General features: G+C 38.8%; 26 protein-coding genes. 25 read left to right on the forward strand and 1 reads right to left on the reverse strand.

Translation table 11 applies throughout. The annotated features are described in order from the left end of the window. From rplN to EV194_RS15985, 22 genes are all read left to right on the forward strand, one after another. On the forward strand, positions 1-366 hold the full coding sequence (gene rplN, locus EV194_RS15880; RefSeq protein WP_079558286.1) for a 50S ribosomal protein L14: 366 nt from the start codon (positions 1-3) through the stop codon (positions 364-366). A 21-nt stretch (positions 367-387) separates the two neighbouring features. After that, complete coding sequence (rplX, locus tag EV194_RS15885) at positions 388-708, forward strand: 50S ribosomal protein L24 (RefSeq protein ID WP_132435365.1); 321 nt, start codon at positions 388-390, stop codon at positions 706-708. Further along, the gene (rplE, locus tag EV194_RS15890; protein WP_079558288.1) at positions 708-1265 is read left to right on the forward strand and encodes a 50S ribosomal protein L5; all 558 of its coding nucleotides are present in this window, start codon (positions 708-710) and stop codon (positions 1263-1265) included. The genes rplX and rplE overlap by 1 nt, the downstream gene beginning before the upstream one ends. A gap of 4 nt (positions 1266-1269) precedes the next feature. Then, positions 1270-1539, forward strand: coding sequence for a 30S ribosomal protein S14 (rpsN, locus tag EV194_RS15895; RefSeq protein ID WP_079558289.1), 270 nt, complete (start codon positions 1270-1272; stop codon positions 1537-1539). A gap of 60 nt (positions 1540-1599) precedes the next feature. After that, positions 1600-1995 (forward strand): 30S ribosomal protein S8, encoded by a 396-nt coding sequence (gene rpsH / locus EV194_RS15900; protein ID WP_079558290.1) that lies wholly within the window; start codon positions 1600-1602, stop codon positions 1993-1995. A 15-nt stretch (positions 1996-2010) separates the two neighbouring features. Beyond that, entirely contained in the window at positions 2011-2562 is a 552-nt protein-coding gene (gene rplF, locus EV194_RS15905) for a 50S ribosomal protein L6 (RefSeq protein ID WP_132435367.1), read from the forward strand. 18 nt (positions 2563-2580) lie between these two features. After that, positions 2581-2937 (forward strand): 50S ribosomal protein L18, encoded by a 357-nt coding sequence (gene rplR / locus EV194_RS15910; RefSeq protein ID WP_132435369.1) that lies wholly within the window; start codon positions 2581-2583, stop codon positions 2935-2937. Positions 2938-2944: 7 nt separating this feature from the next. Further along, positions 2945-3463, forward strand: a complete 519-nt coding sequence (gene rpsE, locus EV194_RS15915; RefSeq protein ID WP_132435371.1) for a 30S ribosomal protein S5 — start codon at positions 2945-2947, stop codon at positions 3461-3463. An 11-nt stretch (positions 3464-3474) separates the two neighbouring features. Continuing rightward, on the forward strand, positions 3475-3651 hold the full coding sequence (gene rpmD, locus EV194_RS15920; protein ID WP_079558294.1) for a 50S ribosomal protein L30: 177 nt from the start codon (positions 3475-3477) through the stop codon (positions 3649-3651). An 80-nt stretch (positions 3652-3731) separates the two neighbouring features. Further along, complete coding sequence (rplO, locus tag EV194_RS15925; RefSeq protein ID WP_132435373.1) at positions 3732-4178, forward strand: 50S ribosomal protein L15; 447 nt, start codon at positions 3732-3734, stop codon at positions 4176-4178. Between the two features lie 91 nt (positions 4179-4269). Continuing rightward, on the forward strand, positions 4270-5607 hold the full coding sequence (secY, locus tag EV194_RS15930) for a preprotein translocase subunit SecY (RefSeq protein ID WP_079558296.1): 1338 nt from the start codon (positions 4270-4272) through the stop codon (positions 5605-5607). Positions 5608-5629: 22 nt separating this feature from the next. Then, the gene (map, locus tag EV194_RS15935) at positions 5630-6409 is read left to right on the forward strand and encodes a type I methionyl aminopeptidase (RefSeq protein WP_079558297.1); all 780 of its coding nucleotides are present in this window, start codon (positions 5630-5632) and stop codon (positions 6407-6409) included. Positions 6410-6431: 22 nt separating this feature from the next. After that, a complete protein-coding gene (gene infA / locus EV194_RS15940) occupies positions 6432-6650 on the forward strand; it encodes a translation initiation factor IF-1 (protein ID WP_079558298.1) in 219 nt (72 codons plus the stop codon). 18 nt (positions 6651-6668) lie between these two features. Next, a complete protein-coding gene (gene ykgO / locus EV194_RS15945) occupies positions 6669-6785 on the forward strand; it encodes a type B 50S ribosomal protein L36 (RefSeq protein WP_009779203.1) in 117 nt (38 codons plus the stop codon). Positions 6786-6797: 12 nt separating this feature from the next. Next, positions 6798-7175 carry a 30S ribosomal protein S13 gene (gene rpsM / locus EV194_RS15950; protein WP_132435376.1) on the forward strand — a complete coding sequence of 126 codons (378 nt, stop codon included), beginning with the start codon at positions 6798-6800 and terminating at the stop codon, positions 7173-7175. A gap of 10 nt (positions 7176-7185) precedes the next feature. Continuing rightward, the gene (gene rpsK, locus EV194_RS15955; protein ID WP_079558300.1) at positions 7186-7575 is read left to right on the forward strand and encodes a 30S ribosomal protein S11; all 390 of its coding nucleotides are present in this window, start codon (positions 7186-7188) and stop codon (positions 7573-7575) included. A gap of 144 nt (positions 7576-7719) precedes the next feature. Further along, entirely contained in the window at positions 7720-8325 is a 606-nt protein-coding gene (gene rpsD, locus EV194_RS15960) for a 30S ribosomal protein S4 (RefSeq protein WP_132435378.1), read from the forward strand. Between the two features lie 9 nt (positions 8326-8334). Continuing rightward, the gene (locus EV194_RS15965) at positions 8335-9327 is read left to right on the forward strand and encodes a DNA-directed RNA polymerase subunit alpha (protein ID WP_132435380.1); all 993 of its coding nucleotides are present in this window, start codon (positions 8335-8337) and stop codon (positions 9325-9327) included. A gap of 6 nt (positions 9328-9333) precedes the next feature. Continuing rightward, complete coding sequence (rplQ, locus tag EV194_RS17240) at positions 9334-9936, forward strand: 50S ribosomal protein L17 (RefSeq protein ID WP_132435382.1); 603 nt, start codon at positions 9334-9336, stop codon at positions 9934-9936. A gap of 375 nt (positions 9937-10311) precedes the next feature. After that, a complete protein-coding gene (gene eno / locus EV194_RS15975; protein ID WP_079558304.1) occupies positions 10312-11616 on the forward strand; it encodes a phosphopyruvate hydratase in 1305 nt (434 codons plus the stop codon). Positions 11617-11813: 197 nt separating this feature from the next. Continuing rightward, entirely contained in the window at positions 11814-13124 is a 1311-nt protein-coding gene (locus tag EV194_RS15980; RefSeq protein WP_132435384.1) for a citrate (Si)-synthase, read from the forward strand. Positions 13125-13489: 365 nt separating this feature from the next. Next, entirely contained in the window at positions 13490-16810 is a 3321-nt protein-coding gene (locus EV194_RS15985) for a two-component regulator propeller domain-containing protein (protein ID WP_132435386.1), read from the forward strand. Positions 16811-17019: 209 nt separating this feature from the next. Here the strand turns inward: EV194_RS15985 and EV194_RS15990 are convergent, their stop codons facing one another. Then, complete coding sequence (locus tag EV194_RS15990) at positions 17020-18765, reverse strand: ATP-binding response regulator (protein WP_132435388.1); 1746 nt, start codon at positions 18763-18765, stop codon at positions 17020-17022. Between the two features lie 281 nt (positions 18766-19046). Here EV194_RS15990 and EV194_RS15995 point away from each other — a divergent pair, with 281 nt between their 5' ends. The 3 genes from EV194_RS15995 (at position 19047) to EV194_RS16005 (ending at position 20829) form a co-directional block, all read left to right on the forward strand. Then, a complete protein-coding gene (locus EV194_RS15995) occupies positions 19047-19514 on the forward strand; it encodes a hypothetical protein (protein WP_132435390.1) in 468 nt (155 codons plus the stop codon). A 12-nt stretch (positions 19515-19526) separates the two neighbouring features. Beyond that, the gene (locus EV194_RS16000) at positions 19527-19844 is read left to right on the forward strand and encodes a hypothetical protein (RefSeq protein ID WP_132435393.1); all 318 of its coding nucleotides are present in this window, start codon (positions 19527-19529) and stop codon (positions 19842-19844) included. Positions 19845-19986: 142 nt separating this feature from the next. Next, on the forward strand, positions 19987-20829 hold the full coding sequence (locus EV194_RS16005) for a hypothetical protein (RefSeq protein WP_132435395.1): 843 nt from the start codon (positions 19987-19989) through the stop codon (positions 20827-20829). Positions 20830-20877: the final 48 nt, after the last annotated feature.

Here is a 20877-nt window from a genome sequence, read left to right on the forward strand (position 1 = left end):
ATGATACAGCAAGAATCCAGATTAGGCGTTGCCGATAACAGCGGTGCAAAAGAAGTTTTATGTATTCGTGTTCTTGGAGGAACAGGACGCAGATATGCTTCAGTTGGCGATCGCATAGTGGTAACGGTTAAGAGTGCTGTTCCCTCTTCAGATATGAAAAAGGGAACAATTAGTAAAGCCGTTGTAGTGCGTACAAAAAAAGAGGTTAGAAGAGCTGACGGATCATATATCCGTTTTGACGATAACGCCTGTGTACTGCTAAACAACGTCGGTGAAATGAGAGGAACCCGTATTTTCGGACCTGTTCCCCGTGAATTACGCGAAGGATACATGAAAATTGTATCTCTGGCACCAGAAGTGCTTTAATCTATAAAGATTTAATCAGCAATGGGAAAATTACATATTAAAAAAGGCGATATAGTTGTTGTTAACGCCGGAACAAGTAAAGGGATGGAAGGAAAAGTCCTGGAAGTGTTCCCCGAAAAACAACGTGCTATTGTTGAAGGCGTCAATATGGTGAGTAAACACACCAAACCAAACGCCGAAAACCCACAGGGAGGTATTCTTAAGAAGGAAGCTCCCGTTCATATCTCAAATCTGAATTTGAAAGATCCTTCTTCGGGTAAACCAACCCGCATCGGACGCAGATTAGGAGATGATGGAAAATTGGTTCGTTATTCTAAAAAGTCAGGAGAGGAGATCAAGTAATGAGCTATACACCAAGTTTAAAAACAAAGTTTCATGACGAAATTGTACCATCTCTTCAAAAAGAGTTTGGTTTCAAAAGCGTTATGCAGGTTCCACACCTGGAAAAGATCGTGATCAACCAGGGTGTTGGTGCAGCTGTGGCAGACAAAAAACTTATTGAAACTTCAGTAAATGAACTGACTGCCATCACCGGACAGAAAGCTGTAGCTTGTCTTTCTAAAAAGGACATCTCTAACTTTAAACTAAGAAAGAAGATGCCTATTGGAGCAAAGGTTACTTTGCGCCATAATAAAATGTATGAATTTTTAGAAAGGCTTGTGAAGGTTGCTCTACCTCGTATCAGAGACTTCAAAGGTATTGAAAGTAAGCTCGATGGAAGAGGTAACTATACCTTAGGTATTACCGAGCAAATCATTTTTCCTGAAATAAATATTGATAATGTGAGCAAGATTATGGGTATGAATATTACCTTTGTGACCTCAGGAAAAACTGATGAAGAAGCATTTGCGTTGCTTCGTGAGTTTGGATTGCCTTTTAAAAACCTAAAAAAGAACTAGTTATATGGCAAAGGAATCAATGAAAGCCCGGGAGGTTAAAAGGGCCAAACTTGTTGCCAAATATGCAGATAAGAGAGCAAGGCTAAAAGAAGAGGGAGATTATGAAGGGTTGCAGAAACTTCCTAAAAATGCCTCGCCTGTTAGAATGCATAACAGATGTAAACTGACTGGTCGTCCTAAAGGATATATGAGACAGTTTGGTCTGAGTCGTATCACATTCCGTGAAATGGCTGCAGCAGGTTTAATACCGGGAGTAAAAAAGGCCAGCTGGTAACAGTTGGTAAGTGTTAAATATTGTCCCGGCTTGCCGGGATCAATTTAAACTTAATTTAAAATGACAGATCCAGTAGCGGATTTCCTGACACGAATCAGGAATGCCATCATGGCACGACATAAGGTTGTTGAGGTTCCTGCCTCTAACCTTAAAAGGGAAATGACCAAGATCCTTTATGACAAAGGATACATCCTCAATTACAAATTCCTTGAGGATGGAAAACAGGGAATTATTAAAATCGCTCTTAAGTATGATCCGGTATCCAAAATACCGGCCATCAAACATCTGAGCCGTGTATCATCTCCAGGGTTGCGTAGATATACCGGTTATAAGACTGTTCCCCGAGTACTTAACGGACTAGGAGTAGCGATTCTTTCCACTTCTAAAGGTGTAATGACCGATAAAGAAGCCAGGAATGAGAAAGTAGGTGGTGAAGTATTGTGTTACGTTTATTAAAAAAGGAGGATTGTTATGTCAAGGATAGGAAAAGCACCCATCAGCATACCCGCCGGCGTAAACGTAACGGTGAAGGATAACTTGGTTACTGTTAAAGGACCAAAAGGAGAACTTCAGCAGGAGATTCACCCTGAGATGAAAGTAGAAATCAATGACGGTGTTCTTAGTGTAGAACGTCCTTCTGAGGAGAAAAGTTTTAAATCATTACATGGTTTATATCGCTCACTTATCAACAACATGGTGGTAGGTGTATCAGAAGGTTATCAAAAGAAAATGGAACTAGTAGGTGTTGGTTATCGTGCCGCTTCTACAGGACAAATTCTTGAACTATCACTGGGATATTCACATGCCATTCATATACAGTTGCCTAAAGAAATTAAAGTGGAAGCTGTTACCGACCGGAAAAGTAATCCGATCATAACACTTGAATCCATCGATAAACAACTCTTAGGGCAGGTTTGTGCCAAGATTCGTTCATTGCGTAAGCCAGAGCCTTACAAAGGCAAAGGTATCCGCTTTGTGGGTGAAGTGATTAGGCGTAAGGCCGGAAAGAGTGCAAAAGTTTAATTTGATTAATTTAGTGTTATGGCTTTTTCAAAATTAGATAGGCGATTAAAAATAAAAAGACGCGTCCGCAGCAATGTTAAGGGCACTTCAGACAGACCCCGGATGAGCGTTTTTAGAAGCAATAAAGAGATTTCAGTGCAGATTGTTGATGACCTAAAAGGCAGTACACTTGTAGCTGCATCTTCACTGATCAAAGATATTGCCGAACAAAAAGGAACCAAAACAGATAAGGCAGCTCTGGTTGGAAAACTAATTGCTGAGCGTGCTAAAACCGCAGGCATCGAATCAGTGGTATTCGATCGTAACGGGTATCTGTATCACGGTAGAGTAAAACAATTAGCGGATGCTGCTCGCGAGGCAGGTCTTAAATTCTAAAAATATTATGGCAGGAAATACAAAAAGAGTTCGTACAACTAACGACCTTGAATTGAAAGACAGATTGGTGGCCATTAACAGGGTAACCAAAGTAACTAAAGGGGGTAGAACTTTCAGCTTCTCAGCCATTGTTGTTGTAGGTAACGAAAACGGCATTGTAGGTTGGGGACTTGGTAAAGCCAATGAAGTTACCACCGCCATTGCCAAAGGAGTGGAAGCCGCTAAAAAGAATCTGGTTAAAGTTCCTATTGTTAATGGAACCATACCTCACGAACAGGCTTTTCAATATGGTGGAGCCAGAGTTTTTATGAAACCAGCTTCTCATGGTACCGGACTGGTAGCAGGAGGTGCGATGCGTGCGGTGCTTGAAAGTGCCGGTGTTATTGACGTTCTTGCAAAGTCTAAAGGTTCATCCAACCCTCACAACCTTGTTAAAGCAACAATTGAGGCGTTATGTGAAATGAGAGACGCTCACACTGTGGCTCAACACAGAGGAGTAGCTCTTGATAAAGTGTTTAACGGATAAGTTATTTAGAAATGGCTAAGATAAAAGTAACTCAGGTTAAAAGTAAAATCGGAGCAACCACCCGTCAGAAAAGGACTCTGGAGGCTCTCGGTTTGAAAAAATTAAATAACACCGTAGAACATGATGACACACCTCAAATCATGGGTATGGTGGATAAAGTGAAACACTTATTGAGTGTTGAGAAATAATTGGTTTAACGATACTTTGAAAAACTAAAGATGTTTTTCATGAAACATCTCTTGGTTTTTCGATTTCAAACTATAGAAAAATGAAACTGAACGAATTGAAACCTGCATCCGGATCTACGCACAGCGAACGTCGCATCGGACGTGGTCAGGGTTCCGGATACGGAGGTACCTCCACACGTGGACATAAAGGTGCCAAATCCCGCTCAGGTTATTCCAAAAAAATCGGTTTTGAAGGTGGTCAGATGCCACTTCAGAGAAGGGTTCCTAAATTCGGATTTAAAAACATCAATAGAAAAGAGTACAAATCAATCAATATTGATGTGCTTCAGGGATTGGTAGAGAAAAACGGATGGAGCGTAATTAGCCCTGAAAACCTTATGGAAGCCGGTTTAATCAGCAAGAATGACCTGGTTAAAATCCTTGGAAATGGAAGCATTTCTGCAAAAGTTGAAGTAAAAGCTCATGCTTTTTCTAAAAGTGCAGAAGCTGCCATCGAAGCAGCACAAGGAACTGTTGTGAAACTGTAGAATAATGAAACTGGCCATACATTCAAATTACCATCATGTAATTTGAATGATGGTAAGTTACATTTAGCAAAAGATTCAAAATATATTTTACATGAAGCTATTTGAAACCATCCGTAATATTTGGAAAATCGAGGATCTCAGAAGTCGGATACTGACTACTCTGGGTTTTATCATGATTTACCGTCTGGGTTCTTTTGTTGTACTGCCCGGTATTGATCCCAATCAATTAACCGCACTGGCAGACCAAACCAGTTCTGGTGTTTTAGGATTGTTAAATATGTTTTCCGGAGGAGCATTTGCCAATGCTTCTATTATGGCATTAGGTATTATGCCATATATATCCGCTTCAATTGTAATTCAGTTGATGGGAATTGCCGTTCCCTATTTTCAGCGATTACAGCGTGAAGGTGAAAGCGGACGTAGGAAAATTAACCAGATTACCAGGTATTTAACCGTTGTGATCTTGTTGTTCCAGGCTCCAGGTTATATTGCTAACTTATATGTACAGCTGCCTGAGAGTGCTTTTGTTACTACAGGATGGAGTTTCACAATTACCTCTACCATCATTCTTACAGCAGGTAGTATGTTTGTTATGTGGCTTGGTGAAAGAATAACTGATAAGGGTATTGGTAACGGAATTTCTCTGATCATTATGATTGGTATCATTGCCATGTTGCCTTTCTCACTGTTTGCTGAATTTGTTTCCAGAGTTGAAGAAGGCGGAGGGTTGGTAATGTTGCTGATTGAGTTCGTATTCCTGTTCTTTGTTTTCAAAGGTGCTATTCTGTTGGTACAGGGAACACGTCGTGTTCCTGTTCAGTACGCTAAAAGAATCGTTGGAAATAAGCAATACGGCGGAGTTCGTCAGTATATACCGTTAAAGGTAAATGCTGCCGGTGTTATGCCTATCATTTTTGCCCAGGCAATTATGTTTATTCCTATTGTTTTTGCAGGATATGTAGATAGCGATGCAGCTACCGGATTTGCTGCCACTTTTGGTAATTTTACCGGATTCTGGTACAATTTCGTGTTTGCGACATTGATTATACTCTTTACCTATTTTTACACAGCTGTTACCATTAATCCGACGCAAATGGCAGAGGACATGAAGCGTAACGGTGGTTTTATACCAGGTGTAAAACCAGGTAAGAAAACAGCAGAATTTTTGGACTCAGTTATGTCAAAGATCACTCTACCAGGTTCTTTCTGTCTGGCCTTTATAGCAATTTTGCCAGCATTTGCAATGCTTGCAGGTGTAGATCAGAATTTTGCTCAGTTCTTTGGAGGAACCTCGCTATTGATTTTGGTTGGTGTTGTGTTGGATACTCTGCAACAAATTGAGAGTCATCTGTTGATGAGACACTATGACGGACTACTGAAGACAGGACGAATCAAAGGACGTTCTGGCGGTGGTGGAGCTGTATTGTAGAAATAGAGGTAGTATATAATAAATGGTTTATTTAAAGACTGACGAAGAGATTGAGTTGTTGCGGGAGAGCAATCTTCTGGTAGCAAAAACACTTGGGGAATTGGCAAAGGTCATTAAACCCGGAGTTACTACGCTCCAACTGGATAAAATTGCAGAAACTTTTATCAGGGATCACAAAGGTGTTCCCGGATTCCTTAATTATCAAGGATTTCCGAACACTCTTTGTACTTCTGTTAATGATCAGGTGGTACATGGAATTCCGAACGATAAGCCCTTAAACGATGGTGATATAGTTTCTATTGATTGTGGAGTTTTATTAAACGGCTTTTATGGCGATTGTGCCTATACTTTTGAAGTAGGGCAAGTTGACGAGAAGATTAGAAGACTTTTACAAACAACAAAAGAATCTTTATATAAAGGCATCGAACAGGCTTTTGAAGGAAACAGATTGGGAGATATTGGGCATGCTGTTCAAACCTTGTGTGAATCCAGAGGATATTCTGTTGTACGAGAGATGGTGGGACATGGAATCGGACGTAAACTGCACGAACCCCCTGAAGTACCCAACTACGGACGAAAAGGATCCGGAATTAAGTTGAGAAAAGGGATGGTTATTGCTGTGGAACCAATGATAAATCTTGGTAAAAGAGATATCAAAATGTGGAATGATAACTGGACCATCAGTACTATTGATAAAAGCATTTCTGCACACTATGAGCATACCATTGCCATAGGAAAAAATGAAGCTGATATATTATCTAGTTTCAAATTTGTAGAAGAAGTATTAACTTTGCAGTCTTAAAATCAAAAAAATAAATTGAGCTATGGCTAAACAAGCCTCTATAGAACAAGACGGAACCATCGTAGAAGCACTATCTAATGCCATGTTTCGCGTGGAATTAGAGAACGGACATGTGATCACCGCTCACATTTCCGGTAAAATGCGAATGCATTATATTAAAATTCTACCCGGTGATAAAGTGAAGGTTGAAATGTCACCTTACGATTTAACAAAAGGTAGAATCAGTTACAGATATAAATAATACTCAATACTTATTACAATGAAGGTAAGAGCATCTGTTAAAAAGCGTAGTGCCGACTGTAAAATTGTACGTCGCAAAGGCCGCTTGTATGTGATAAACAAGAAAAATCCAAAGTTTAAACAACGTCAAGGATAAATTTTATAGAATATGGCAAGAATTGCAGGAGTAGACATCCCGGCAAACAAAAGGGGTGAAATTGCATTGACCTATATTTATGGAATCGGACGCAGCAAAGCGAGCACCATTTTGAAAGAAATCGGTGTAGATCCTAATATGAAGGTCAAAGAATGGCAGGATGACCAAATTACTGCTGTTCGTGAGTACATTGGCAACAATGTTAAAACCGAAGGTGAGTTACGTTCTGAAGTACAATTAAATATCAAGCGATTAATGGATATTGGTTGTTACAGAGGAATTCGTCATCGTATTGGATTACCAGTGCGTGGACAATCTACAAAGAACAACGCTCGTACACGTAAGGGTAAAAAGAAAACTGTTGCTAATAAAAAGAAGGCTACTAAATAATCATTAGAAAATGGCAAAAAAGGCAGGATCATCTAAAAAAAGAGTTGTAAAAGTTGATGCACTTGGACAGGCGCACATTCACTCGTCGTTCAATAACATCATTGTTTCTCTTACAAACTCTAACGGCCAGGTTATCTCCTGGTCAAGTGCCGGTAAAATGGGATTCCGCGGATCAAAAAAGAACACCCCATATGCCGCACAAACCGCTGCAGCTGATTGCGCAAAAGTAGCTTATGACTTAGGCTTGCGCAAAGTGAAAGTGTATGTTAAAGGACCGGGTAATGGTCGTGAATCAGCTATTCGTTCTATTAATTCTACCGGAATTGATATTATGGAGATCGTTGACGTAACACCAATGCCTCATAACGGTTGTCGCCCACCAAAAAGAAGAAGGGTATAATTTTAATAATAACTAGTTGTTAACCATAAGTTTTTGTTTTGAATTTTGAATACTGGGTGGTTATTATAACCTTCCTTTCTATCATCTTGCGGCTGTCATATTCAATTTTTAAAATCAAAAATTTAAAATCAAAAATTTAGTAGAATGGCTAGATACATTGGTCCAAAGACTAAAATTTCACGTAAATTCGGAGAACCTATTTATGGTCCCGATAAATATTTTGAAAAGAAGAACTATCCCCCAGGACAACACGGTGCAAACCGTCGCAAAAAAACCAGCGAATACGGGGTTCAGTTAAAGGAAAAACAAAAAGCCAAATATACTTACGGTGTATTGGAGAAGCAATTCCGCAATTTGTTTGAAAAAGCAAACCGATCTAAAGGTATTACCGGTGAGGTATTACTCTCTTTGCTTGAGGCAAGATTAGATAACGTAGTTTATCGTTTGGGAATAGCTCCTACTCGTGCAGCTGCCAGACAGCTTGTTTCACACAGACACATCACCGTAGATGGCTCAGTAGTAAACATCCCATCCTATTCACTTAAACCAGGACAATTGGTTGGTGTACGGGAAAAATCAAAATCATTGGAAGCTATTGCTAATTCATTGGCCAGCTCCAGTGTTCATAAGTTCTCATGGTTAGAGTGGGATTCAGATAAAATGGTTGGTAAGTTTATGAACCTTCCTGAAAGATCTGACATTCCAGAAAACATTAAAGAACAGTTGATCGTTGAATTATATTCTAAATAATTTATTCTTATGGCAATATTAGCGTTCCAAAAACCTGATAAGGTCATCATGCTTGATGCTGATGACAAGTTCGGTCGTTTCGAATTCCGTCCTCTTGAACCAGGATATGGTATTACTGTTGGAAATGCCTTAAGAAGAATTTTGCTCTCTTCTTTAGAGGGCTTTGCGATCACAACTGTTAAGATCGAAGGTGTTGATCATGAGTTTTCCAGTATTCCCGGGGTTGTAGATGATGTTACCGAAATTATTATGAATCTGAAGCAGGTTCGTTTTAAACAAACTGTTGAAGATAATGACAGTGAAAAGGTGACCATCTCAATTTCAGGAAAAGAGGCGTTAACCGCCGGGGAATTGAATAATGTATTATCAAATTTCAAGGTTCTTAACCCTGATTTGATTATTGCAAGAATGAACCCCGAGGTGAATCTTCAAATGACCATTACGATCAATAAAGGAAGAGGTTATGTTCCGGCTGAAGAGAACCGGAATTCTGAAATGGAATTTGGAACCATCGCGGTGGATTCAATTTTTACACCTATTCGTAATGTTCAATACTCCGTTGAAAACTATCGTGTAGAACAAAAAACCGACTACGAAAAATTGTTGGTGGAGATCAGCACCGATGGATCAATTCATCCTAAAGATGCATTAAAGGAAGCTTCTAAGATATTAATTTATCACTTCATGTTATTCTCTGATGAGAAAATTACTCTGGATACAGATGAGAAATCAGGAAATGAGGAGTTTGATGAGGAGGTTCTTCATATGCGTCAACTGTTAAAAACCAAACTTGTAGATCTTGATCTATCTGTACGTGCATTGAATTGCCTGAAAGCTGCAGATGTTGAGACTCTTGGAGAATTGGTTCAATACAACCGGAACGACTTGTTGAAGTTCAGAAATTTCGGAAAGAAATCTCTTACCGAGTTGGATGATCTTTTGGTTAATCTGAATCTGAGTTTCGGTATGGATATAACGAAGTATAAATTAGACAAGGAATAATTAACGATGAGACATAATAAGAAATTTAACCACCTGGGGAGAACCAGTTCGCATAGAAAGGCGATGCTGTCCAATATGGCATCTTCGCTGATCTTGCATAAGCGCATCAAAACCACAGTGGCAAAAGCTAAAGCATTAAGAATGTATGTTGAGCCGTTGATCACCAAATCAAAGGACGATACAACGCATTCTCGCCGTATTGTTTTCAGTCACTTACAAAATAAAGAGGCTGTATCAGAACTGTTTCGTGAGATTTCACAAAAAGTGGCAGATCGCCCGGGAGGATATACGAGAATTCTGAAATTAGGAAACCGATTTGGTGATGCTGCTGCAATGTGCTACATTGAATTAGTTGACTATAACGAGAACATGCTTGTTGGTAAAGAAGGTGCAGCAGACGAAACGAAAAAGACTCGTAGAAGCAGAAGAGGTAGTAAATCTACCGCAAAAACTACTGAGCCTGTAGCTGCCGTAGCAGCAGATGTTGCAGAGGTTGTTGAATCCGGAGAAACTACAGAAGATAAAGTGTCTGAGGTAGAAGCCCCGGAAAGTTCCAAAGACGAAGCTGCTTCAGCAGAGTCTGACGATACTAAGGAAACTAAGGAATAGTTACAGATATGAATGTATCTGTTTAGATATTGTTCTTGAAAAAAGGGATAAAGACTTATTGACTTTATCCTTTTTTTATGAAACACGAGGGAGATTGATAATTATTTCCGGGCAGATGTGGTAAAAGATCTGTTTTGATGGAAGAATACAGTCGCTTTTTTGATTATAGATCATTGGAGTTTAGATAGATAGAATAGTTTAGAATGATTATTATACACAACTGGCTTTCTGTTTTATCTTGTCTATGAGTCTAAAAATCTATTTGATTTATTCAATATAAATTTAGACTGTATCTATACTTCGTTTTAATATGTGTTTCATATTACCTCTGATTTTATTAAATTATATGTTTATTTATCATTAATAGCTATGACTATGGGATTAATTGCAAACATCCACGGCCGTGAAATATTAGACTCTCGCGGCAATCCAACTATTGAAGTTGAAGTAACTCTTGAAAGCGGCATCATTGGCCGCGCTGCTGTTCCTTCAGGAGCATCTACCGGAGAAAACGAAGCTCTTGAGCTTCGCGACGGAGACAAGAAAAGATATCTTGGAAAAGGAGTTATCAAGGCTGTTGATAACGTCAACAAAGTTATTGCTCCTGCATTAATTGGTATGAGCTCCATTGATCAGGTTGCCATTGACAGAAAAATGCTGGAAATGGACGGCACTAAGAATAAGAGCAAATTAGGTGCTAATGCCATGCTGGGAGTTTCTATGGCAGTTGCTAAAGCAGCTGCTGAGTACTCAGGGATGCCTTTGTATCGTTACATTGGTGGAACCAATGCCAAAACGCTTCCTGTTCCTATGATGAACATCATTAACGGTGGATCTCACTCTGATGCTCCTATTGCATTTCAGGAGTTTATGATTCGCCCTGTAGGTGCTGAGAGCTTCCGCGAAGGTTTGCGTATGGGTGCTGAAATTTTCCACGCACTAAAGAAAGTTCTTCACGATCGTAACCTAAGCACTGCAGTTGGTGATGAAGGTGGTTTCGCTCCAGCATTGGATGGTACTGAGGATGCTCTAAATAGCATCATTAAAGCCATTGAAGCTGCAGGTTATAAGCCTGGTCGTTTGGAAGAGGGAGGACAGGTTTCTATCGCATTAGACTGTGCCGCTTCTGAGTTCTACAAAAACGGGATTTATGACTATTCTCTTTTTGAAGGAGAAAAGGGAGTAAAAAGATCTCGCGAAGAGCAAGTGGATTTTCTTGCTGAACTGGTTGCTAAATTCCCCATCGACAGTATTGAAGATGGCTGCGATGAAGGTGACTGGGATGGTTGGGTGCTTCTTAATAAGAAAATTGGCGATAAGTGCCAGTTGGTAGGCGACGACTTGTTCGTTACCAATGTTGAATATCTGCAAAAAGGTATTGAACTTGATGCAGCCAATTCAATTCTTATTAAAGTTAACCAAATTGGTACTTTAACTGAAACTTTGGACGCTATTGAAATGGCTCACCGTGCAGGCTATACTTCAGTTACTTCTCACCGTTCAGGTGAAACTGAAGATGCTACCATTGCCGACATTGCCGTAGCAACCAACAGTGGACAGATCAAAACCGGTTCATTAAGCCGTTCAGACCGTATGGCCAAGTATAACCAATTGCTTCGAATTGAAGAGGAACTTGGAGATGCCGCTATTTACGGATACAAGAAGGTTATTAAAAAATAATCATTTAATATGATTATTTTGATTGCAAAAAGGGGCACGTAAGTCGCCCCTTTTTTGTATATTATAAAGGAAAAGCATTTTAAAGCATTTCTGTAAAATTGATAGGGTAGGAGAACTTTTTTGATATGTTGAGTGTTTTTTATTTACGATAATAAATCATTTTGTCATATCTTAATACCAAAATAAATTTATGAGCTATGGATCAAGTTAAACAAAGGTTAAAAGAAGTAGGTGAATCAAAATCGGAACAACTTAAGGAATTAGTCAGAGAACATGGGAATAAAGTACTTCAGGAAGTAACCATCGGACAGGTATTGTCCGGTATGAAAGGGGTTGTTGCGTTGTTAACTGATACATCAAAACTTGATCCGTCAGAAGGAATTCGATTCAGAGGATATTCTATACCTGAGTTGCGTGCAAAGCTTCCAAAAATTAAAGAAGATGGAGAACCTTTGCCCGAAGGGTTGTTCTACCTGATGCTTATTGGAGAAATTCCAGACAAGGCTACGGTGGATTTTATTTCACAAGAATGGGCCCGTAGAGCCCAGGGAATACCTGATCATGTATTTAAGGTAATAGATTCTTTGCCAATAACTGCACACCCAATGATTCAGTTTAATACTGCAATATTGGCCATGAGTACCGAATCTCATTTCCGAAGAGCCTACATGGCTGGCATGGACAAAAAGGATTACTGGGATCCAATGTACGAAGGAGTAATGGATTTGATAAGCAGGTTGCCGGTAATTACAGCTTATATATATCGCCGTTGTTTTCATGGACAAAAACATATAAAGCCAGATCCTTCACTGGATTGGGCTGGAAATCTTGCTCACATGATGGGGCACTCCTCTGAAGAAGCAAAGCGCCTCATGCGACTTTACATGGTATTGCATGCCGACCATGAAGGTGGAAATGTTTCAGCGCATGCCACCCATCTTGTTGGAACCGCTTTGTCAAATCCGTATTACAGCTTTTCGGCCGGTATGAACGGATTAGCTGGGCCTTTACATGGAATGGCAAACCAGGAGGTTATGCACTGGCTTGAAAAACTGATAAAAGAAATTGGGACAGAAACACCATCGGTTGATCAAATAAAAGATTATGCCATAACAACTTTGGAGCAAGGACGCGTTATACCTGGATACGGACACGCTGTTTTAAGAAAAACAGATCCCAGATTTTCTGAACAACTAGACTTCGCAAAAAAGTACATTCCCGATGCGCCCCTCATCCAGTTGGTAAGTAAGATTTACGAGGTTGTACCTGACGTATTAGCCTCAACAGGGAAAGTAAAAAATCCCTGGCCAAATGTTGATGCCATTTCAGGCAGTTTGTTATCCAGCTATGGGATTAAGGAGTTCCCTATTTATACAGTGCTTTTTGGAGTTTCACGATCATTGGGTGTACTAACATCTCTTATTTGGGACAGAATATACGGAATGCCATTGGAAAGGCCTTCTTCACAAACATTTGATTGGTTTGGAGAACAGGGCAAAAATAAATAAGGTCATTTGCAATGCAATTTGTCAAATCCAACCATCTGCCTAGTTCATTAATATAAAGAATTGCCCGATGGGTTTTTAAAAAGAAGAGTTTGGTGTATGTAAACTTGATGAAAGTATAATCATCCCAGATAGCATATGAAATTAACAAGGACTGTTATTACAGTCCTTGTTTTTTGTGTTCAATTAAGCTGTGTAGGGATTAAATGCATCATATGTTTCCATAATAAATTAGAATCCAAATAAAACATTCGTCACAAAAAAGTCGTATACTAAAGGTTGAGAGAAAATAAAAGTAAGAATTTCATAATGATAAACTTTGTTGCTCTTAGCTATTTTAAGCATATTTGTCTGACTTAAATAAGATCATGAGCTTGATAGAATTGAAATACATCCGGCAATTTCTCGGGCTGCTCTTTTGCCTGCTGCAGCTTCCATTATCTGCAGCTTTATCTTCGATACAGCAATTCACGATCATGGATGGACTTTCAAATAATTCAGTGAACACTATATTTCAGGATAGTCGTGGTTTTTTATGGATTGGTACTGAAGATGGATTAAACAGATACGATGGCTATAGATTTGAAGTCTTTCGATTTATTCCCGGGCAAAATGAATGCCTCACTGGGAACCGAATTGTAGCAATAACAGAAGATTCTCATGGCAATATATGGATTGGGACCCGCAGTCGGGGAATCAGTGTTCTTCAGAAAAAAGACGGACGATTTCGGACATATCAACACGATCTACAAAACCAATATTCCCTGCCTGAAAACGGGGTTTTTGGATTCTTCACTTGCAATTTGGGAGAATTATGGGTAAAAACAGAGAATTATCTCTGCAGATATGATTCATTGACCGATAAGTTTCATGCATTCGGTCACTTTTCCAATGTGTTCAAAAGAATCCATGCGTTTGGGTTTCCGGTTTTTGAAGAATCAGACAGTACATTTCTCATAGGAACAAAAGATGGATTGAATCGCTTCGACCGGGAAAGAAGAGTTTTTCACCGTTTGTACATGGAGCCCGAATCTCAGGAAGGTAATCAACATGGCGTATTTGATATTCTATCACTTAATAATGAACAGGTTTTACTTGGCACTACCGGTGGCCTTAAAATTTTGAATACTAATGAAATAAGTATAGTTCTTATCCCCGGTGAGGACAGACATGCAAAGGTTACAGTAAACTCTTTAATGCGAGATAAAACCGGACGATTATGGGTTGGGACAAATAGTGGGCTGGATATTTTTGATCCTCAGCGATTTCAGCACAGGAGCGCTCCTCTTGGAGGGATTGAGGCTGAACTACTAGATAGAAAGGAAATTACCAGCGTGTTTGAAGATGAATCGGGAATAATATGGGTAGGTACCAGGCATCATGGTATTTTTAAACTCAACTTTCTCCCACCTAAATTTAAGTCGATTGGAAAATCAGATTTAGAACAGTGGCCTGGCCACTCCTTAAATATTCTTTCAGTAATTAATGATAGCCAGGGAAATATTTGGGCTGGGACTTTAACACGTGGATTGTTTAAATTCAACAGAGAAAAAAGAGTCATCAATCATTACATAATTAACAGAGAGTCATACCTTAACAAAAAAGATGCAGTTTGGTCACTACATGAAGATTATCAAGGTCGAATATGGATTGGCACAGAACGTGGGATTTACTACATTGAGCCCTTTAGCAATGTTTTACGAGAATTTAATTACGGATATGATGCTCGTTACGCAACTTTATTAAGGAACAATGTCATCACATCAATAACCAGCAATCATTCAGGCATTTGGTTTGGTACACGCTTTGGCTTATACCAATATGTCAATGGTCGGATTTCCAGTTACTTTAAAGGGCAAGGTTCTATTGATGGACTTAGCTCTGACGAGATTCTTTCATTATCAATTGACCAATCAGAAAGATTATGGATCGGTACCTCCTCGGGAATAAATTATTTTGATGAACTGATGGGAGAAATTAGGGAGGTGAATTTCATCTCTTCCGGATTAGAACCATTGAATCAGGTTTTTTCAATAGCTCATGATCAGACAGGAAATATCTGGTTAGGAACAGGATCAGGATTGCTGCGAATGTATAAAACTGAATCCGATTCCATGCGCACGGAACTATTGCCAAGCCTGTCAAATGAACTCATTGCTTCGGTCATTACAGATAAAAGCCGAAACATTTGGTTTAGTTCAAGCCGAGGTGTTTCATTGTTAACACCTGATGGAGTGATCAGAGATTTTGATACACATGATGGTTTACCCGGGCACCAATTTAATACGGGGAGTGGCTCTTTAGGAGTTGAAGGCGAAATATACTTTGGTGGGGTAAATGGACTTTGTTGGATTCATCCGGACTCCATTCAATACAACCTACACCAGCCAAGGGTCACAGTAACAGGTATAACATTATGTCACAGAGGCGAGTGCACTGAAATTCTAGAAGGCTATCCTGATCAGGTGAAATTTCGTTTCAAACCTGGTATGCTTATGGAAATAAATTATGCAGCCATGGATTTTGCCCAACCACACAAAAACAGTTTTAAAGTAAAGCTGGTTGGATATGATAAAACCTGGCGCCCATTAACCCGAAACAACTCTGTTGTTTTCTCCAATTTGTTACCCGGAAAGTACAAATTCATGGTTTTAGGATCCAATAATGACTTAATTTGGAGTGAAGCTCCATTTGAAATGAAAATTGAAATTACTCCACCCATATGGATGACAAATTATGCTTATGCTTTTTATTTATTAATGATCATCTTTTTAATTCAGATGATCATCAATTACCGCATAAGGCATTACAAGAAAGTGAACCGATCGCTCACTGAGAAAAACGTAGATAAAATTAGGCTGGAACAACAACGGGAAGCTTTAACACGCATCAATCAAAACCTTACAGACAGCATCAATTATGCTACCAGAATTCAATCAGCCATGATTCCTTCAGAAAAGGTGTTTCGTAGTGTGTTTCCGCAATCTTTTATTTATTTCAGGCCACGTGATTTGGTTAGTGGCGATTTTTACTGGATGCACAAAGATGGTCACAAATTATATGTTGCAGTGGTAGATTGTACTGGTCATGGTGTGCCTGGAGCTTTCATGTCCATTATTGGAATGGATTTGTTAAAAAACATCATAACAGGGAAAAAAATAGATAGTCCTGCTCAGGTTCTAAAGCAATTAAGCCTGGAATTAGATGCCACATTGCGAAAAAATGATCAGAGCCTTTTTGGCTCTGAGACCATAAAAGACGGAATGGATATGGGGCTATGTGTGATCGATACTCAAAAACGCGAAATCGAATTTGCAGGTGCAGTAAATGGTTTGTATCTGATCAGAAACAATGAATTACTAACTTATAAAGGAGATCGCTTTGCAATAGGACGCTTTAATGAAGGCAACATTCCTGAATACACCTCTAAGCGTATTGAACTAATGGAAGATGATATCATCTATCTGTTTACTGATGGCTATGTGGATCAGTTTGGAGGTGCAGAAAAGAAAAAGTTTAAATACAGAAGGTTCCGTCATTTGCTCTTAAATATTCACAAACTACATCCGGATGATCAGAAAGCCATTCTTCACCAGAAATTTGAAGAATGGAGAAATGGTGAAGATCAGGTTGATGACATTCTTATTGTAGGTTTGAAGCCCTTAAAGGAAGACGCTCCTGAGTACTAGAAACTGATTCAATTGTTTCTTCAAGCCATAGGGGCATAATGAAGTCCCTTATGATGTGATTTTCCAAAAATGTGGTAATCTGTTCACATCTTATTTGCCCATCTAAATAATTGCGCTCTAAAAATCTGAAATTTCTGTTGTAAGAAAACAAAGCAGATCCTAAATCAAGATATACTAGATGTTACAACATCCATCAAGCTAACCATTGGTTAGCTTGATAAATGTTGTTTTATTTTATCAATCAGTTCCTCAGGTTGAAAAGGCTTACTGATATAATCATCCATTCCTGAAGCCAGGCAGCGCTCTTTATCTTCCGGGAAAGCATTGGCAGTAACTGCAATAATTGGAACACGCGTATTTGTGCTTTTTTCCAGTTCTCTTATTTTAATGGTTGCTTTAAATCCATCAATAATGGGCATTTGAACATCCATCAGTATCAAATCGTATTTAGCCATTCCGAACTTCTCCAGAGCCTCTTTTCCATTAAAGGCAAAATCAATTTTCTTGACCTTATTCCTGATGTATAAATTGATGATTTGCTGATTACTAAAATTGTCTTCAACCAATAGAATGTGTGCATCTTTCATGTCGACAATTGTCTTAAACGTGGTGTTGCTGTTTCGACTTTTATCTGAAGCAGCAATATTGGCGAAGTTAGAAGACGCAGTTGAGAAGGTGGCACCAAATTCAAAAATGGTTTGATCGGGTTGTGGTGTAATATTTAATGAGTGCCCGTCTACTTCAATCATCTTTTGAGTAATCCCCAAATCAAGATAGTTGATGATTTTCCCGGCATTGAGCTTTACCAGATCCTGATAATTGAAAAAACCTTCTTCAGAATGATTATCCTTTTTTGAAGAATATATAAAATCGCTGATGATCCGGAAAATAAGTTCAACCCTGTCGGGCATACTTTCAACTTTAACTACCTCCAGTGTAATATGCTTTTGATCAGCTTTGTTTTCTCTGATAATGCTGTTAATGAGATTCAGTAATATCTGTTTAATTTTTATATTATTACCGGTGAGTTGAGTTGGAATATCGGGGGCAAGAGAAAGATTAAACCTGACTTTGCTTTCTTCGTAAGGAAAAAGTCGGAGGACATTGTTCAAAGTATTGTAGAGGCTGAAATTGGTTATCTCCTGTGAGTCAGCCGGGTTCGATTTAGATGTTAGCACCAGGTTATTGACTACACTTACCAGGTTATTCGCTGAAGCATGAATCGTGTTAATGTAATCTTTTTGCTCATCATTCATTGAAGTTGACTCAAGCATGTCAATTATTCCTGTGATGTTACTTAGAGGGGTTCGAATCTGGTGCGAAAGTTTTGATAATAAATCTTCTTGTGCTTTATTTTTATTCTGGCTATCGAGTATAATCCTCTCCTTTTCCAATAAAACCTCCGAACGAATAAACTGAAAAGCAAAAGCAATGATGATGCTAAAAACAAAAAGAATAAGGTAAAAAATACTGCTTTCAGTCGAATATTGTTGGAAAAAAGGACTAAGGTTTTGAATAAAAAAGAAATGAGCCAGCATGAAGAGAACCAAAATAGCGGTCCATCGGTAACCTGTTCTTCGTCCGCGAATAGCTGTAGTAAAAAAAGGAAAAAACAGAACCCATACAATTCCCAATTCTGTGTTGCCGCCTAACAGAACGAAAAAAACGCAGGCCAGAAAAAGGATGGAAAGCAGAAGGTTCTGATGAATCAATCCTGTGAATTTTCTTAAATAGAGATGACTTATAGCGAGCAAAAAACTCAGGGAGAGGAATGGAATTGCCAGCTCTGCGCGATCTAACACCAGTGCCCAGATCCCCTCGGCAAGCACAATAAGGGAAAATGAAAGACTGGCAATATTTAACAGCAAAGATTTTACTTTTGTATCCATATCCGCCTTTTCATCTTGCTCAGAAATAAAAAGGCCTATAAGACGGTTAAGAAGATTGGTTACCATCGACAAATATGATTTAGAATTCGGATTGTTTTTTTCGCAAAATAGTTAAAAAACATAATTTATTAAAACATCGCGACTTAATTCTACATAATTCGTTGCCTTGCTACCCGAGTGATGCATTAAAGTACATATATCCGGCATGAAACAATCCCTGTTAAATCAGCACTTTGATAGATCATGCAGACAACTGTTCGATAACAGATGTCTGATTTTTTGTTTTGACCAATAAAAAAATATGTATTAACTTGAACATGATAAGTTTAATCTTTCAAATCTCTATTATGTCAAAACTTTCTTACCCCCATTTTCTGCCAAAACACTTCTTTGTTCTCATTTTCGCCTTTTTGCTCATAACTTCATCATGCCGTATTCAGTTGATCGCTGATTATGACGCAAATATATCCGAACAGATAGAAAGAACGGCTATGAAGGTCGAAAGATTTTATCTGACAATGCTCGAAACCACAACTGTTGAAAACAATGGTCGTGCATACGACCATTTTACTGAAGGCTATATTGATATCGAGGTTGAGTTGATATCGTTACTAAACCGAAACCAGGTTCGACCACTGAACGAGAATTCGGTAAGAATTTGTGAAATCACTCTTGAATTGTGGCAAAAATATAAATTGGAGCACAAGGAGGACAACTCTATCAGTGATGGGGTTATCGGGTTGAACAGACTAACCTTCAGTGATCTTTTCTTTGCCATGCAAGTGGCAGAAAGAGCCAAAGAACTAATTGATTAAAACATCTAAACTATGAGTGAATTTAATATTGACACAACCTTGAAAGAAATGGCAGACGCCATAGGTGACACCATTTCAAAAGACAAAGAGAAAATAAAGGAAATTATAGTAGAAATTCTAAACCGCAGAAAGGAGCGAATGAAAATGTTGGTTGAGTTGCGAATTACCGGAGATCTAACGCAACAACGATTCGAATCAAGATTAGAGGATGAGAAAAAAGTACTTGAAGCGGAATTCAATGCCATTGCGGCATTGAATAAAGCAATGGTGCAAAAAGCGGTCAATGCAGCTTTAGATGTATTGACAAAAACGGTTAGAGCCTTACTATAATGCGAAATGTCAATTCAAAATGGCTTCATCCAGTAAATACACAAAAATATTTTTTGTCATGATTATTGAAACCAAATATGCAACATTCATGTATTAATGCAAAGTAACTGATTTAATCAATAATCATCTATAATTCCTATTTATGAAGAAATATGTTGTTGCATTATTAATTCTTGCCTTACCAATTGTAACGTTCTCACAACAGCACGTTCCCGAAGTGGAAGATTACGAGCGCTTTCTAAAGTCTAAAACCATGGTGGTTTTAGATGACGCTTTAATGAGTTTTTACAATTCAAGAATTCAAGAGGTGGTTGAGCGTGCATGGACCATCACTCCCTATGAATTTATCTCTTCACGTGAGTTTGAAGAGAAAAAAAATGATCCCAATCTCTCGTTTTTACTGACAACCATTGTGACTTTTGACCGTGACAAAACCCGAGCGAGGTATAATTTCCTGAGTCTGCTTATGGGACAACCAAATGCTGATGTAAAAACCATGCCAGACTTGTGCTCACTGCCATTATCCTACCTGGATGTTGAAGAAGATAGCTATCTATATAAACTTGAGGCATTTGTTCTATTCATGCAGAGTCATGTTAGAAACGCACTTGAGGACAGCAGATTTATTGGCGATCGAGGATTTCGACGATACAACAGAGAGCGCGGAAGCCTGGAAGGCAAAAAACTTCTCTTAACCAAGGAAGATCTTGCAGCAGATATCTCAACCCGTGCCGCCATTGCCGAAAACTATCCTTACGATTTTGAGATTGTTACCCGCGATGAAATTGAGGCAGCCATTGCCCGTCAGGATCCTGATGTGGTTTTTTTACACAAAGTAGGCCCGGAAGGAACAAGAATTCGTGCAAGAGTATACAAACTTTTGGTTGGCGCTGCCGATTCAAAACTATACTATTGGAATTATCAAATGATTAAACACAGAAGCGATGATGCTTTTCAAAGACGTGATTTAAGAAGACTTCGATAGAATGATTAACATTTGTTTTAAGAACAAACAATCGCCATAACTCCTTCG

Origin of the sequence: Natronoflexus pectinivorans, from assembly GCF_004345615.1 — a bacterium.
GTDB lineage: Bacteria > Bacteroidota > Bacteroidia > Bacteroidales > Marinilabiliaceae > Natronoflexus > Natronoflexus pectinivorans.